The sequence below is a fragment of the Parabacteroides sp. AF17-3 genome (genome assembly GCF_003635445.1).
Lineage (GTDB): Bacteria > Bacteroidota > Bacteroidia > Bacteroidales > Tannerellaceae > Parabacteroides > Parabacteroides goldsteinii.
This window is the reverse complement of sequence record NZ_QTMM01000003.1, coordinates 199343-215551: the sequence shown is the minus strand read 5'-3', so window position 1 is coordinate 215551 and position 16209 is coordinate 199343. Positions and strand designations below refer to the sequence as shown.

The window sequence follows — 16209 nt, the reverse complement described above, 5'->3', positions numbered from 1 at the left end:
AAGCTCCGGCGCACGATGCGAAAGCATTTTACACTCCTGCAAAGCCCCGGCGCATGCTGCGAAAGCATTTTACACCCGATTAAAATGCCACCGCTACACTTCCTCCGATCGTGAAAGGGCGGCCCGCTTGTGCCAGACCTTTTCCCATCTCAAAATAAAAAGCGGTATATTGTGTGTTGGTGATATTCTTAGCCCAGATTGCAAAGGTAGCAAATCCTTTCGTTGCAGAAACCTTTCCGTTCAATTGTCCGTAAAAAGGTTGGGAAACAACGTTATCTTCTTTCCAATATATCCGGCCCGCACCGGTAAAGTTCGCACTGATCAGGATGCGGTCGATATGGGAACAAGGATTCGAAATGGTATAATCGGCCCCGGCAGAGAAAGTATGCGAGGGGACCAGCGGCAGATAATTGCCCGAATAGTCATACACTTTGTCTTTCTTCTTGTCTGTATAATCCTTGAATGTGGCATGGGTAAACCCGTAATTCAACTGTACCATCAATCCGTTTACCGGATTTCCCTGCAAGCTGACTTCCACCCCTTTGCTTTCGCTCCGCCCCGCATTGTTGAGCATGGAACCTACCGTAAGCGACTGGCTGATCTGCTGGTTTTTCCAGTCGATCCAGAAAAGAGCGATCTCGGCGCGCAGGCGGTTATCGAGGAAAGGATGCTTGCCTCCCACTTCATAATTCCAACTGCTCTCCGGCCGGAAAGAGCGGTCCTCTTCCCGTTCGAAGGAGGTGTTGAAGCCACCGGTCTTATATCCTTTCGTTACAGTGGCGTAGATAATCCCGGAAGAGGGAAACATATATTGCAAGGCAAATTTAGGTGTAACCTGGCTGAATTTAAGTTTGCTGTAAAAGGCATCCAACTCCTTACTCTCCTCCTCCGTATCTTTGAAGCTAAGATAATCGGTTGAAGCGCGTTCGTAATCATAGCGTATGCCGATCGTTGCGGAAAGGCCGTCGACCAGCAGGTCATCGAAGGTAGACTGATGATAAAAGGCTATTCCATAGGTGGGCGTGTCGTACAACTTACGCGAACTGTAGGCAGCCGACAGATAATCCATTATCACCGTATTATCTATTTCCTGCCAGAAACCGAAGGCGCCGAACAGCCATTTATACCGCCCGTCTGTCGTCGATTTTACATTAAACTCTTCCGAAAACATCTTCTGTTTCTGATCCTGCCGGGCAAAATAAATACTTGCCGGAGAAAAGTCCTGGTCGATCCCCTGATGATCCGACAGGTACTGGAAAGCCGTTTTGCTGCTGAGACTGTATCCTGTACCTTTATATTCCACCGTCAGGCCGGTGGTAGACATGGCCCGTTTATAAAAACTGTAATCGTTGTAGTTGACATCGCCCGGCCGGTGTGTCACCGAATCGCAGACGGCATACGGATAACCTCCCTGTCTGGAATTGTCATACGAACTCATCAGGCCGAGCGACAACCGCTGCGTCGGCTGCCATTCCAACCGGATACGGCCGGAGCCGCTTTTCAGGTCATCCGCTTTCTTGTTGGTAAACAGATTGGTAAAATATCCGTCATTCCTGTTATAATTGGCGGAAAGGGAGTAGCCGAACTTCTCCCCTATTTTCGCATAGCGGGAAAGGGCATACTCGCGGGCACCGTAGGTACCGTTAGAGATCGAAGCATTCGTTCCCTGAAATTTCAAGGGGGATTTGGTATAGACATTGATGATTCCCCCCATCGTATTGCGTCCGTATAGAGTTCCCTGCGGACCGCGCAACACTTCGACACGGTCGATCTCTGCAAAATCGAAATCGAACGCCGACTTTTCAAAATAAGGGATACCGTCCACATAAAGTCCGACGGAAGGCGCATTGATCTTCGAACCGATCCCACGGATATACACAGGCGAAGTCAGCTTCGATCCATAATCTGGCATAAACAGGTTCGGGATAAAGGAACTGAATTCCTTAATTCCTGTAATATTCTTGTTTTGTATGGCTGTGCCGGTAACGGAGGAAGCCGACAGCGGTTCCAGGCGCAAATCCCTGTTTTGCTTAAACGACCGGACCACCACCTCGTTCAACTCAACCTGACGAACTTTCGTTGTATCGGGATCGTCCGCTTTAACCGCTGATGCGGACAAGCACAAACAAACAAATAAGAATAATACTTTCATATAAGTTATTTTAGAAAAATATGAACTATCTGCTTATAGTGACGGGAGTAACCAATTCCCCTCTTGAGAGGGGATAAGGGGTGTGTTAAAGCTAGTTATAGGGCGAAACTATCACACCCCCCCTCTCAAGAGGGGAGCCAGGTACAACCGGTCAATAATCGGATAGTTCATATTTGATAAATACTGAATTAAAACGTCACAGCCACTTCCGCCCCGATCTGGAAGGGTTTGCCTTTTTGTATAAATGAATTATCGAATGATTCAAAATAAAATGCCTGGTAGTCAGTGTCAGTCATATTGCGGCTCCATACATTCAGATTGACAATGCCCTTACGTACTCCCACTTTGCCATTCAACACACCGTAAAAGTCCTGACTGATATCGTTCTTTTCGGTCCAGAAGATCTTCCCGGCTCCGGCATACTGAACGGAAACGGTAAACTGGTCGAACCAACTGTTCCGCAACAGTTTGGTATAGTTCAATCCCAGACTGACGGTGTGGCGCGGAGTGTACGGGATGAAGTTATCCTTATAATTTATCTCCGTTTCGTTTTTATCCAACGTCTTATAATCGCGGAAGGTAGCACGGGTGAAACCATAATTCAAATCAGCCGTCAGGCCCTCGGCAATACGGCTGCGAAGGCTTACCTCCACCCCATAACTGTCGGCCTTGCCTCCATTGGTGATCATACGCCCGCTTCCCCCTTTGGCAAATGTCGTCAACTGGATATCCTGAATATCCATATAAAAAAGCGTCAGTTCGGCATGCAGGCGGTCCTCGATCAATTCGCTGCGGATACCCATTTCATAATTCCAACTGTGCTCCGGTTTATAGGCAGCCACTTCTTCCACCTCTGCCGGCTTCTTTGCTTCGCTTGGCATAAACTTCGACATCAGGTCATACCGGGCATACTCCTGCACCAGGTCTCCAAACATCTGCACATTGTAGCCTCCCGTCTTATATCCTTTGGCAACCGACACATACGTAAACGTACCCGGCGAACATTGATACCTCACTGATACCTTAGGCAGCACCTGCAAAAAGTCCTGCGATGTTTTACCTTCCAATCTTGTCTCGACAGGCAGAACACCCATTGGACGTCCTCCCATAGATACACCTATCTTCATACTATCTACCGAAGAGTCGTAATTCAGCTTTGCCTTTTCATAATCCAGCCGGATACCTGCCGTTACAGACAGCCCGTCCGTAAATAAGTTGTTATAAGTGGACTGGTGGAAGACAGCAAAACCGAATGTCGGCGTTTCAAAATATCCGGGGAAATAAATCTGATTCTTATCATCACCATATACGGTCAATTGTGGAGCCTTGGGGCTACCGGCCACGATCTCATCAAAGGCTTTCTGCAGGACATCTTTCAGACCATCCTCCTTAAACATCACCGGACCATCCGTTTTCAGACTATTATAAAAGCCGTATGCACCGAAGCTCCATTGATAATTCTTCTGGTGATTCGACCGGATCGCCACCTCTTCACTCCAGGCATATTGCTTTTGCTTCTGGTTCAGTGTGAAAATAGACTTCTCCGTATAATCCTGGTCCATCTTCATATCGTCTTTCAGATACTGGTAGGCGGTGGTGGAGGACAGCAGGAATTTATCCGTTTTCCACTCATAATAAATGCTGTTATTCAGCATCCGCCGCCAATAGGTGCTGGGATCATTTATACGTACAGGCTCCACCTTTCCTGTCTCCGTGTTATATTGTCCGTAAGGAAAGGCACCCTGGTCGACATAATCATAATTGAATGCATATTGCAGTTTCATTGCCGGATTGATCAGCCAATCCAGTTTAAAACGTCCGCCGGCAGACTTCTCCTTATCTGCTTTCGTATCGGAATATTCGTTCATGAAAAAACCGTCATTCCTGTCGTAGTAACCGCTAAGGGAAATACCGACATGCTCGCTCAGTTTTCGATAATGGGACGCTTTGATCTTGGAAGCACCATAGTTACCTGTCGACATCGAAAACTTCGTTCCCTGATAATTGAAGGGTGACAATGTATAAATATTCACAATTCCTCCCATCGCATTACGGCCATACAAAGTACCCTGCGGACCACGCAACACCTCCATGCGCTGTATATCGTTCAATTCAAAATCAAAGGTACTCTTATCCAGATACGGCACATTATCGACATAAAGTCCGATCGACTGTCCGCTGCTTCGTGCACCGATACCGCGGATATAGATAGCCGAAGTCATCTTGGAGCCGTAATCCGGCATATACAGGTTAGGAACAAACGAACTGATATCTTTCAACGCATCGATCTGGCGTCCTGATATCGCTTGGGGGGAAAGGATGGAAACAGAACCGGGCAATAACCGTAAGTCATTCGTTTCCTTTGTAGAAGATGTTATAATGACCTCATCGATATTATACGTCTTGATGGTGTCATTTTCATTTACATTCACATTTACTTCATCAGCCATCAACGGTTGTAATCCAGAGACAGCCCCTGCAATCAGAACAAACAAGTAGCGTTGTTTCATCGTATTTTCACTATTAGTATATTACGATTGCAAAGGAACAGGAAAGAAACAAGGCGATCAATCACTAGATGTAGTGATTTTAACAAAGAGCCTTTGCGATCTTTTCGCGAATTCCTTTATCCTGGATAAAAGAGATGTATCACAAACTTTGTCTATTATTAAGTTTATCTAAACCATTTTGAAATCCGCCTTCTTCAGTATATAATTGAATAGGTCTGCTATTGTGTATGGTATCGACCGGTAACTCTACGCCAATGATCACGAGTTTTGTAAAGAACAATAGATTCATTCTCCCATACCTCATCCGGTATTTCATCAATTCTCTGGCTCTCACCTTCCTCATAACAAAACATAGTCCCATTTTCGTCTATCACATACACGATTTGATGACCCAATCGAGTAAATGCCAAAATTTCCATATCCCCACCCCATGTACCTTGGAGTGCCATAAGTTTATGATAGGCTTCAATGGGAATATTCTGTTTATGAATTGCTTCAACCGACAGATCTCTAAGTTCGGGATAGAGGCTGTTTTCTAACATACCCATAAGGTTGGCATCTACAAATCCTTTCTGTACCAAACCCGCCTCCTGTTCTTCTATTACTATCTTCTGACGCAATTTTAAGAATACCTCAGGATCTGAAGAAGCCGAAAGGGCACGGAACAAACAATCACCACCTCCTCCGTAATCTTCTATAATCCAATTCTTTTCTGCTACATATTGGGCTTCGGGTATCATTTTTCTTTCGGGATCTGACGCTGCCGGCATATCGAGCCTCCGGAGTTCTTCAGGAGTAAGGTCCGGCACATCCGGATATACTTGTTCGTCTTCATCAGCGGATTGAAGCATTGATCGTATCTCAGAGGCAATGACTGAGACAACGGAAATTTCATCTTCGGATTGGGGCATTTCTGGCGGAACCTGCGTTACAGGTTGGGATTCTTTTGACGGAGTGGCATCAGGTGTTTGTTTCTCTGGTTGCGGAATGTCAGATTCGGCAGATATCGTTTTGTCGGTAGCTTTTTCCGAGTCATTCACATCAGCCTTCACAAAATCTATTTTTTTCTCTTCCAGAAATGTTATCTTTCCATTGATATTATAAGCTAAAACACCTATTTGCGGTATATCAATCAGACTCATTAAATTTTCAACGCATTTTTTGTTTTTCGTCGGATTGTTGCTGGAAGGCAATGAAAAACTGAATTTTGCATCGCCATGGTCTTCCGATTTTATTCCAACCTTTTCTCCCGTCTTGTCCTTTGCTTCGTTTTCTGAAAAATTACTTGAATGCTCTACATCCAAAAGAACTTTAGACATTGATTTTATATTATAAGCGATCTTAGAAGGGAAGCCTATGAGATTCGGGGAGAACAAATTTGCTTCCCGACCTCTCTTTATAGGGAATTCAACCAACACTTTGATCGGAACATCAGAACTTTTTAAATATAAATATTCTACTGCCTCTTTAAAATCGCCCAAATGATTTTTCAACGATGATGGCTTCCCTTTCAACCCTTCCCATTCAGCCAAAGACATCGTTCTGTAAATGCATAGCTGATCTTCTGCCAGTTCTTCTTTCGTTGCCTGTCTTCTTGGTACAACTGATTTTCCTTCTTTCTCTAACAATTTCCTATCCCATCCGCTTTTAGTTAGATATTGTTGATGCAAGGTCTGGGGTTCAGGAGCAAATCTAATATGCCGTATATCAAAAGCTAACGTTTGTTCAAACCGGGTCCTATCATATTCTCCCGGCTTAAGATCCTGAAGACTCTGGCTAATATAACCAATACAATCGTCTTCAGAACATTCATACTTTTTCATGATTTGTGCAATAAAAGCCATTCTCTCTTTGGCTGGTAGATCCTTCACTTTCTTTAGGTTTTCCTGTGCTCTTTTTTTCTTCTCCCCTTTTTCTATCTTCTCTTTCAGTATTCGGTCATGCTCAGATTTAGGACTATTATCCACATGAGTTGGTTCTTCCTTTTGTGTTTGACCTTTGGCCTTATCTTTGGGTTTCCCTTTTTGGGACGAGACACTGCTAACTTGTGTTCCACCCGGCTTTCTTTCTTTCGCTTTTTTTTTGCCCATAGCAGTAAATACTATTTTACAATTACCCAAAGCTAAAGATTGTAGAATGATTATGCAATTTATTTCCACAAACGACAGGCATTGTTTGCAAACGACATTACTTTGCCAATAACCGGCATAATCTTATACCGCAGAGGAAGTAGGTATTGGTAGAAAAAATATGGCTGGCGACTTGGCACGGAGAACTTGCTACATATATAATGCATAAGGATGACAGTGCTTGTATCCCGGATTCGGTGAAAAGGCATATTATTAGGAATAATTCTCAACCTTTGTGAAAGTATCATTTTCAATCAGGTTAATTATGACACAGCTTTATCCCATCGGCATACAGAACTTCGAGAAAATCAGAAAGGATGGTTTTCTTTATATTGATAAAACGGAATTGATCTACCAATTGGTCAAGACAGGCAGTTATATTTCGTGCCCGACAGTCCAGGAATATATAATCCGTTCAGTCTGTTAAATACATTCAAGTACATGCAATTCGGAAGTTACTGATTTGAAACAGGTACGCCAACTTATTTGGTTATGTTGCTTAAACGTTCCAACTACAATCTCTATAACATGGCTCATACGGAAACCGACGCAGACGTGTTAAACAGTATTGACTCGACTTCTACGAACCCAATACCAGTTATCTATCAGAGCGGATACCAGACTATCAAAGATTATGATCGTCTCTTTGGTATTTTTACCGGCTGGGATTTCCCAACCGCGAAGAGGAAGATGGATTTATGAAATTCCTGTTACCTTTTTATGCCAATACGGACAAGGTGGATTCACCTTTCCAGAAGAGAAAGGTTATGCACACCCCTTCGCCAGCGATACCCGCAAACTATTCAAAATAGGCGTAAACTTCAGTAACAAAACACGGAATATAGAGACGTGGAAGGTGGTGGAAAGAAACTTATAACTCAATATCATCCCCCGAAATAATCCCGTTCATGATGGCATAGAATGTTAAACCGGAGACGGTCTTGATGCCTAGCTTGGCTGTGATATTCTTGCGGTGGGTCAGGACGGTGTTCAGGCTGATATTCAGTTTGTCGGCAATCTCCTTATTCGTGATGCCTTTGACGATCAGTTGGAGGACGTCAGTCTCGCGGGAAGAAAGGTCTTTGCTGTTTTCACCGACTGTGTAAGCGGAACTGTCGCTAGTAAACAATTGCTGCAATTGCTCGATGATAATCTCCTGCGATGCCTTGATGGTTATATGGTTGGTGGTAGAAATACCGCCAGTACCCTCTCCCCCATCGATCAGTACCGTGGTTTTGCTACGGCGGGGAAGGAAAAAGTCGGCGTTCAGCACCATGATGTCCGGAGAGGTAAAATAATAATCGAACGCATCGTTGCCACCTGCCGCATTAAAAATCTCGAACGCAGGGAAATAGCAGACCTCGACCGGAGGAAAGTAGTCGGTCAGCAGACTCTGAAGACCTATACTTTGTAGAGTGTCGGGTAAGATAATCGCTATTTGTTTGTTCCGGTGCATCGACAGGGGTTATTTACATAATTTCTCCATGGCAGAGACCATCGGAGTCAGGATACGGTAACGGATACGGTTATGCTGCTTGATGTCTTTTTCAAGGCTGCTGATCCCAAAGATCACGGCATAACACAGATTCTCGTTGTAATCGCCGGAAAGATGCTTGATCATGATGCCTTTCAGGTCGGATAACAACGCTTCTATAGCATCTTCCGAACGCTGCTCGTCACCCAGATGGAGTGCCTCCTTTTCATCGGAATTACAACACCCTTTTATTTTTTCACTCAACGCCAGGCAGTAAGGGAACCATTCCTTATCATCATGTTCGATACGTGCCGTAAGCTCTTCCTTGAAAGAGGAGAAGAATTTGCCGATCAGGTTCAACGTATTGTTTCCCGGCGTGCTCATAGAGATGAAAGAAGTTAGGTGCCGCTCTATGTTCGGCAACTGATAACGCAGATAGTAAAGATTGGTCTTGGTCAGGTAATCGATAATCTGTGTCGTATGGAATGTCTGTAACTTCCTTTCCGGGAAGTATTCCTCGTTCAGGAACGTGTTGATTACAGTCAGCAGGAAATCAGTATCCAGCTGATATTCGTCACAGATCGTCTTCACCGATTTATCGCCCAACCCGAGGCGGATACCGAACCGGTTGATTACAGGAATGAGTGAGGGATGTTCTTCCACCACCTCACTCATTTGCATATTTGGATATACTAAAGGCATAATTTATGCTTCTTCCCATTGTTTGCGCAAGAGTTCTACCGCGGCAGGGACAACGATGTTACGATCGCCCTGGCATCCGCACTCGAAACTTACGTATTTGTCATAACCCAGCATCTTCAGGCCTTTAAAGCCGTCTACGTAGTTATCTGCTTCCCCGTCTTCACCCGGCATGCTGCGACGTTTGCGGCTTGCCACGTGTACGTGTTGCAAATAGTCTCCACCCGAGATAAAGGCTCCCATATCGGACGTTTCTTCCCAGGTCATATGCCAAAAGTCACCCATACAACGTACTCCCGGATTGTTGATATCCCGGCATACGGAAGCGGCGTCGGCCACCTGACGCATATAGAAACATTCTTTACGATTCAAAGGTTCAAAGATCACGGTCGTTCCGTTCTGAGCGGCATGGTTTCCCATTTCGGTGAATTGCTCGCACAGGAAGTCGCGGGTTTCCTGATTATGAGGAAGCGCCGGTACCTGCCCGTTGAAAGCCGGAACGATGATAACCCCTGTCGATCCCAATTCGCCGGCTGCGGTAATAATCTCTTTCATCGTATCCATACATTTCTGACGGATAGCCGGATCAGTAGAGAGGATAAAACCTTCAAACCCTGCACAAATGGCACTGACTTTGATATCACGACCGGTCAGGGCTTCTTTGATTTCCTTTACACGGTCTTTCAGTCCGCGGCCCCCCGGTTCAAAACCGACAACTCCCAGCTTTTCCATATAGTCCAGCTTCTGGTTCAGGTTTTCACCCGGAGCGATGCCTTCCTGGAAAGAGAGGTTCAGTTTCGCCTTGGTGTTGCAGCAAGACTTCGTTTCCGGACATTTCTCATCCGAAGAAGCCTTCGATGCACAGGATACCAACGTGCCGGTACTAACGGCTGCTACCGCAGCACCGGACAAAGTTGTTCTTAAAAAGTTTCTTCTGTTTAATGTCATATCTTTATTTATTTTGATCACGAGGTTTTCCCGGAACCGGTACAGTAAATGTACTCATATCCATCTTACCCAGATTCAGGTCTTTCGGAGTATAATCCAGCGGAGAAGCGGTCATAGCATCCCAGGTTGTCTCAGCACCGGAATAAGCCGATTCACGTCCCATAATAGCTGCCATATTCGAAATAGCTGTTTCGGAAGCCTGCTGAAGCGGTTTGTTACCACGGATACTGTTGATCCAGTTAACATGTTCCAATGTATACGGGTCGGTCTGTTTGAAGTTTGCTTTTTCTGCTTCATAATCGTATTTCCATACCACATTACCGGCAAGGTCTTTGATCTCCATCGTAGAGCTGTCCCATGAGCCTTTCGTACCCTGGACAAATTCGCTTACATTGCTCACGCAACCGTCAATCTGACGACACATACTATGCATATGGATACCGTTCTCCATAGTGAAGTCGATACTGAAATTATCATACTGGTCACCGGTAATACGGCGCTGGCGAGAACCGAAACCGACAGCCTTAACAGGTTTCAGCCCGCTGAACCAAGTAAATACGTCGATATTATGTACATGCTGCTCAACAATATGGTCGCCGGATAACCATTTCCAGTTCACCCAGTCTTTGATCATATATTCGCAATCGTTCCATTCTTTCTGACGTTCGCGGAACCATAACATACTCTGGTTCCAGTAAACCGTACCGCCAGTGATCTCACCGATCATACCTTCCATGATCTTTTTGTAAGATTCTACATAAGAACGCTGATGATGACGTTGTGTACCTGTGATTACGCGAAGATTCTTCGCTTCCGCCTGTTTGGCTGTAGCCATGATCGTACGATAACCTACCGGATCCACGCAGATCGGTTTTTCAAGGAATGAATGTTTCCCTTTTTCTGTCGCATACTGGAAATGTACCGGACGGAACACGGGAGGTGTTGCAATGATCACAACATCCACGCCACTGTCTATTACTTGTTTATATGCATCCAGACCTACAAAACGTTTGTCGGCAGGAATATCTATATTCTTATCTTTTTTCAGCTTACCGGCCAGTTCGTCAACTCTTTCCTGGAAAGTATCACCCAACGCAACAATAGTCACGCCATTTGCTGCATTCAGAAAGTTGAAAGCGGCACCGGAACCACGTCCGCCACAACCGATAACACCGGCTTTCAGTTCCTGGCCGTCGGTTGCCAGATCCGGCAATTCCGGAATATAATAAGTACCCGGTTCTTTCAGCGGTTTCAAAGCTGCGGCTTTTTCTCCCCCGCCGCATGAAGTCAGAACCACACTTGCTGCACTACCTGTACCGATTGCACCCAGTGCACCGGCCATCGCTGAACTTTTTAAAAATGATCTTCTACTGATACTGTTTTCCTTTTTCATGATATAGCAAATTTAAAGAATTGATATAATTTTTACACTAGTCTACTTTATTGAATGGATGAATCCGGCTCGCATACCACACGGAAGCCAATGCCACGTATGTCAGAATACCACCAGATACTTTTAGGTTGCTGCGGGTCGGTCTTTAACCACGCTTCATGTTTGGTATAGTCGCGGGCTGCCGAACGAAGGTCTGCCGCGTCAGAAGTATAATTACCTCCGCGCACTACCCATTCCGTTCCTTCGGTTACCAACGGATTCGTAACAGACTCGCCACCCTTGCTATAGGCTTCGGGATCATACTTGTCTGCACAATATTCCATGACATTACCCAACATATTCTTTAATCCGAACGGATTGGCTTTCACCAGTTCCGGTTCTTGTGTCTTATTCTTACTGTTCTTGCTGTAAATGACGAACGAACTGATACTGTCGGTTTTTGCATCGAAGAACTTACGCCAGAATCCCTGGTCGGAGAAGTCTTTCGGGCTGCCGCTGAAGAAGTAAGGAGTTTCCGTACCTCCGCGGGCTGCATATTCCCATTCGGCTTCGGTCGGCAGACGGTATTTCTTGCCGGTCTTCTTCGATAACCACTGGCAGAATGTTTCAGCTGCATAATGTGTCATTGTGATAGCCGGACGATCGCCGCCACCCCATCCCTGGTCGGGGAATCCGAATGGAGGTGTCGGACCGGAAATAGCATCCACATCCGGATTGCTGTTATTCGCATAAACTGTTTCAGGAGGAGTACGTCCCTCGCTCATCGTATTTCCATAGAACGACCAGTACTGGTCCCAGGTAACTTCCACCTCAGCCATAAAGAACGGGCTGACCGTTACGTTGCGTACAGGTGCTTCATCCGGTTTATGGAACGGTTCCTTGCTGGTGCTACCCATTTTGAACGTACCGCCCGGCACGGCAACCATTTTGAAAGACACCGGTGTTCCGGGTATCTGTTCTACATAATCGGCAAAACTTGTTACCTGTGCAGGTTCCTTGAAATAAAGGCTTGTATCGACCGCCGAAGATCCGGAAGCCATGCCAGGAATACCAGTCAACTTGGAATGGTTGTAGTTGGGATTATAATGCCCGGCATCCAGGTGACAACTGATACACTGCAAGTCCAGTTTCTTTTCATTTTCATCATAATAAAGGTGTGCTGTAATACCGTCGTTCGTAATTCCTTCCGGAAACAAATTCTGGTGGCATTCTTTACATGATTCGTTCGGGATATATTTAACGGCATGATCCAGTTCTGACTTTACATCCCAGTCAAAGTCGGCACTGTCTTTGGTCATAAAAGACCAGACATCTTTTAAGCCCAGTTTTGCTTTTGCCGTATAATGGTTCCAGGTATCGTTTTTAGGCGGAAGGTGGCAGTCCACGCAATGCACTTTCACCCCGCTCCCGTTATTTACGTGCTTGGATAGTTTCCAGCTGCCTTCCACATGCGGATGCACATGACACATCATACAGGATTCGTCACTGGAAAAATAAACGGAAGTATTATAAGCCAGAATCATTACCCCGGCACCAAAAATTACGCCCAAAAGAAGCATAAAGGTCTTTCCTTTAAAAAAATTCTTCTTCAGGCCTGATGAGTATCGATTAGAATTCTTGTTAGTAGCCATCTGTTTTTATGGTATTCAATATTTACACTTAGTCTGAGAATTAGATTTAAAAATCGGCAATAAAAGTAACATTTTCCTTAATATAAAGAAAGCATAACCCACCTATTTAACGTAATAAGTAAGCAGATTATGCTTTTTTTAATTATTTTCAGTATCCCTTAAAGATTTGACTGTATCGGTGTCATAATGAAAGTAAATTCATAATCACCGTAAGGCAAACGATATTGCTCCAAAGGCAATGCGCCCCAGCTGTTCACACAGCCCAGTCCCATCTGTACCTTGTCGATACAAAGGTTGGCATAGTCCACTTTCGGGACTAATTCTGAATGTCTCTGGTCTTTCTGCACACCGTCGTCCAGTGATTCGATCGAGTAGTTCAATGCAGAAGCAGAGAAAGGAGCCTCGGCAACAAACATCAGACCGTTGCCACCTTTGTTTGTCTGTTTCCACCAGCGGATATCCGTTTTTGTACCGGTTTCCTGCGGACGGATATAAGAGTAGAATTGTTCATCCACTGTCTGGCAGAATTTACCCAGATCGGTCACATTGTTACGGTCTGAATAGTTTTCCCACGGACCACGACCATAATATTTGATCAATGCCATTTCTTTCGGCATCTGCATCTGCATACCGAAACGGAACATATCCGATACTTTAGCCGACTTATCGGCAATCATCTTCTGTGTTACTTTTACGGCACCTTCATTATTAATGGTATAAGAAACGGACAACTTAGCCGATACGGCTTCCATTGTATATTCTGCATTTACTACCGCCTGACCGTTTTCCATCTTATTTCTCAAAGAGGTCAGTTTCAGTCCCGGCTTTTTCCATGCTGCATATCTGTTCTGCAAACCGGCTCCCATATCGTTATCGGTCGGAGCACGCCAGAAGTTTGGAGTCAGCTTGCCGCCTTCATCGATCAAAGCCTGGCCCTTTACATCATATTTGCAAAGGAAACCGTCATGTTTATTGAACTCGATACGGAAGTTTTCACCTGTAACGATCAGATAGTTGTAATCATTTTCTGTAATTACCGGGGTTACCGTGGCAACATTTACCTTTTCAACATTTGCCAGTTTCAATTCCGGAGCCTTATACGGGCGGACAACCAACTGGTTTTTAGCAACCGTATATCCCGCCGGAAGCATTGTTTCCGCTTTTTTCAGTTTGAAAGCGACATTCAACAGCAATTCCTTGCATTTGCAGATTCCGTCCGTAGTATAGTTCAACTTTACAGATTTGGTCTGTTGCGGAGCCACTTCCAGATCTTTGACCATGCCTGTCTGAACTACTTCGCCATCAGCCAGCAATTCCCATTCTGCATAATAACCGCTCAAATCACGGAAGAAGTTTTCGTTATAAACATTCACGACACCGCTTGCCAGGTCCGAAGGAGTTACCCAGATCGACTGGTAAATATGTCCGACCTCATGCATATGAGGATTAGGCTTACGGTCCGGACTGATCAAACCATTGTCCAGGAAGTTATTATCAGATGCATCGTAGCGATTAAAATCGCCACCGTATCCATAATATTCCACACCTTCCTTATTTTTCATACGCAATGACTGATCCACAAAGTCCCAGATGAAACCACCCTGATATTTCGGATATTTACGGACAAGATCCCAGTATTCTTTGAATCCACCCTGTGAATTACCCATTGCATGCGCATACTCGCACTGGATAAGCGGTTTGTCGACATTACTATTGCAATAGTCTTCGCATCCTTTATACCCCAGATACATCGGGCAATAGATATCGGTAAATTCATTCTTTCCTGCCTGCTCATACTGAACGGCACGGCTCTTATCTTCATTCTTGATCCAGGTGTAACATGCTTCAAAGTTCGGTCCGAAACCGGCTTCATTACCCAATGACCAGAAAATAATAGACGGATGGTTGAAACCACGTTGTACATTACGCTGGTTACGTTCCATATGTGCTTTTGCATACGCCGGATTCTTAGCCAAGGTTTGTTCGCCATACCCCATACCGTGGGATTCCACATTTGCCTCGGCTACGACATAAATACCGTATTCGTCACACAAATCATACCACAGGTTTGCATCCGGATAGTGACAGGTACGAACCGCATTAAGGTTGTATTCCTTCATCACCTTGATGTCCTGCAACATACGTTCGCGGGAAACCACATATCCGCCGTCCGGATCCATTTCATGACGGTCTGCTCCCTTAAACAGTACCGGCTGCCCGTTTACCAGGATCTGGCTGTTTTTCAGTTCTATCTTACGGAAACCGACTTTCACCGGGATAACTTCCAGTTCTTTATTGCCTTCTTTCAGCGTAGCGACCAGGGTATACAGGTTAGGCGTTTCAGCCGTCCACTTCAACGGATTGGAAACAGCGATATCCGCAGACACTTTGCCTGAGCCTTTCAGCGTAGTTGTTGCAACGGAATTGCCTTGTTTATCCAACAATTTTACATCCACAACGCCACTACCTTTCAGGTTAACGCTTACATTTAATGTGGCATCCTTATACTGTGCATCCAGATCTGGAGTTACGCGGATATCCTGGATATATTTAGGGTTACGGGTGTACAGATAACAATCACGTCCGACACCGCACAGACGCAGAAAATCCTGGTCTTCCAGATACGTACCGTCGCACCAGCGGAATGTCTGGAATGCGATCAGGTTCTTGCCTGGTTTCAGGTATTTGGTCAGATTGAATTCCGCTTCGAGTTTGCTGTCTTCGCTATACCCTACATACTGTCCGTTTACCCAAAGATACATATTGGATGTTACCGAACCGAAATGAGCAAATATTTCTTTTCCTTTCCAGTCTGCCGGAATAACGATTTCTCTACGGTATGAACCGACATGGTTATTTTCGACCGGCACTTCCGGCGGATTATTCTTGAACTGGTTTCTCCAGGCATATCCCACATTCACATAAATAGGATCACCGAAACCATTCAATTCCCAGATGCCGGGAACGGGCATATTCGCCCAACCTTTATCATTAAATCCTACCTGATAAAAATCTGTCGGACGGGCATCGGCATCCTTCACCCAGTTAAATTTCCAGGTTCCGTTCAAAGTCATAAAATTGACTGACGATTCTTTGCATCCCTTCAACGCCGCATCCTCTGTTTCAAACGCAAAATAGTTGGTATGCATCGGGGCACGGTTAACTTCATTTACGTTCGGATCTTTCCACTCATTTTTTTGAGCAAATGCTGTCACTCCCAGCAAGGAACAACAGCAAGCTAACATTTTTAATTTCATTCCTATATTGATTTAC

10 protein-coding genes and 1 pseudogene are annotated in these 16209 nt (G+C 45.0%); 2 read left to right on the top strand and 9 right to left on the bottom strand.

From position 1 onward, the window contains the following. Nucleotides 1-79: 79 nt before the first annotated feature. From DWW91_RS05300 to DWW91_RS05290, 3 genes are all read right to left on the bottom strand, one after another. Complete coding sequence (locus tag DWW91_RS05300; protein ID WP_122327169.1) at nucleotides 80-2152, bottom strand: TonB-dependent receptor; 2073 nt, start codon at nucleotides 2150-2152, stop codon at nucleotides 80-82. Between the two features lie 188 nt (nucleotides 2153-2340). Beyond that, the gene (locus tag DWW91_RS05295; protein WP_122327168.1) at nucleotides 2341-4662 is read right to left on the bottom strand and encodes a TonB-dependent receptor; all 2322 of its coding nucleotides are present in this window, start codon (nucleotides 4660-4662) and stop codon (nucleotides 2341-2343) included. A gap of 218 nt (nucleotides 4663-4880) precedes the next feature. Further along, nucleotides 4881-6752, bottom strand: a complete 1872-nt coding sequence (locus DWW91_RS05290) for an OTU domain-containing protein (protein WP_122327234.1) — start codon at nucleotides 6750-6752, stop codon at nucleotides 4881-4883. A 304-nt stretch (nucleotides 6753-7056) separates the two neighbouring features. Here DWW91_RS05290 and DWW91_RS05285 point away from each other — a divergent pair, with 304 nt between their 5' ends. Both DWW91_RS05285 and DWW91_RS05280 read left to right on the top strand, forming a co-directional pair. Then, complete coding sequence (locus DWW91_RS05285; RefSeq protein ID WP_222622090.1) at nucleotides 7057-7218, top strand: AAA family ATPase; 162 nt, start codon at nucleotides 7057-7059, stop codon at nucleotides 7216-7218. After that, nucleotides 7170-7668 (top strand): annotated as a pseudogene (locus DWW91_RS05280) (hypothetical protein); the annotation flags it as partial. The gene DWW91_RS05285 and the pseudogene DWW91_RS05280, both read left to right, overlap by 49 nt. On the opposite strand, the gene DWW91_RS05275 reads toward DWW91_RS05280, so the two are convergent. The 6 genes from DWW91_RS05275 to DWW91_RS05250 form a co-directional block, all read right to left on the bottom strand. Continuing rightward, nucleotides 7663-8247 carry a response regulator transcription factor gene (locus tag DWW91_RS05275; protein WP_046145191.1) on the bottom strand — a complete coding sequence of 195 codons (585 nt, stop codon included), beginning with the start codon at nucleotides 8245-8247 and terminating at the stop codon, nucleotides 7663-7665. The pseudogene DWW91_RS05280 and the gene DWW91_RS05275 sit on opposite strands and share 6 nt — an antisense overlap. 9 nt (nucleotides 8248-8256) lie before the next feature. Beyond that, nucleotides 8257-8946 (bottom strand): helix-turn-helix transcriptional regulator, encoded by a 690-nt coding sequence (locus DWW91_RS05270; RefSeq protein ID WP_173011878.1) that lies wholly within the window; start codon nucleotides 8944-8946, stop codon nucleotides 8257-8259. A 24-nt stretch (nucleotides 8947-8970) separates the two neighbouring features. Then, entirely contained in the window at nucleotides 8971-9912 is a 942-nt protein-coding gene (locus DWW91_RS05265) for a sugar phosphate isomerase/epimerase (RefSeq protein WP_122327167.1), read from the bottom strand. 4 nt (nucleotides 9913-9916) lie between these two features. Beyond that, a complete protein-coding gene (locus DWW91_RS05260; protein ID WP_007657350.1) occupies nucleotides 9917-11305 on the bottom strand; it encodes a Gfo/Idh/MocA family oxidoreductase in 1389 nt (462 codons plus the stop codon). Between the two features lie 47 nt (nucleotides 11306-11352). After that, complete coding sequence (locus DWW91_RS05255; protein ID WP_007657344.1) at nucleotides 11353-12936, bottom strand: SUMF1/EgtB/PvdO family nonheme iron enzyme; 1584 nt, start codon at nucleotides 12934-12936, stop codon at nucleotides 11353-11355. A 158-nt stretch (nucleotides 12937-13094) separates the two neighbouring features. Then, entirely contained in the window at nucleotides 13095-16193 is a 3099-nt protein-coding gene (locus DWW91_RS05250) for a glycoside hydrolase family 2 TIM barrel-domain containing protein (protein ID WP_046145193.1), read from the bottom strand. Nucleotides 16194-16209: the final 16 nt, after the last annotated feature.

Excerpts from the sequence above, each read along its gene's own strand:
- DWW91_RS05300 (WP_122327169.1), bottom strand. The coding sequence starts at position 2,152 with ATGAAAGTATTATTCTTATTTGTTTGTTTGTGCTTGTCCGCATCAGCG.
- DWW91_RS05295 (WP_122327168.1), bottom strand. The coding sequence starts at position 4,662 with ATGAAACAACGCTACTTGTTTGTTCTGATTGCAGGGGCTGTCTCTGGA.
- DWW91_RS05290 (WP_122327234.1), bottom strand. The coding sequence starts at position 6,752 with ATGGGCAAAAAAAAAGCGAAAGAAAGAAAGCCGGGTGGAACACAAGTT.
- DWW91_RS05285 (WP_222622090.1), top strand. The coding sequence starts at position 7,057 with ATGACACAGCTTTATCCCATCGGCATACAGAACTTCGAGAAAATCAGA.
- DWW91_RS05275 (WP_046145191.1), bottom strand. The coding sequence starts at position 8,247 with ATGCACCGGAACAAACAAATAGCGATTATCTTACCCGACACTCTACAA.
- DWW91_RS05270 (WP_173011878.1), bottom strand. The coding sequence starts at position 8,946 with ATGCAAATGAGTGAGGTGGTGGAAGAACATCCCTCACTCATTCCTGTA.
- DWW91_RS05265 (WP_122327167.1), bottom strand. The coding sequence starts at position 9,912 with ATGACATTAAACAGAAGAAACTTTTTAAGAACAACTTTGTCCGGTGCT.
- DWW91_RS05260 (WP_007657350.1), bottom strand. The coding sequence starts at position 11,305 with ATGAAAAAGGAAAACAGTATCAGTAGAAGATCATTTTTAAAAAGTTCA.
- DWW91_RS05255 (WP_007657344.1), bottom strand. The coding sequence starts at position 12,936 with ATGGCTACTAACAAGAATTCTAATCGATACTCATCAGGCCTGAAGAAG.
- DWW91_RS05250 (WP_046145193.1), bottom strand. The coding sequence starts at position 16,193 with ATGAAATTAAAAATGTTAGCTTGCTGTTGTTCCTTGCTGGGAGTGACA.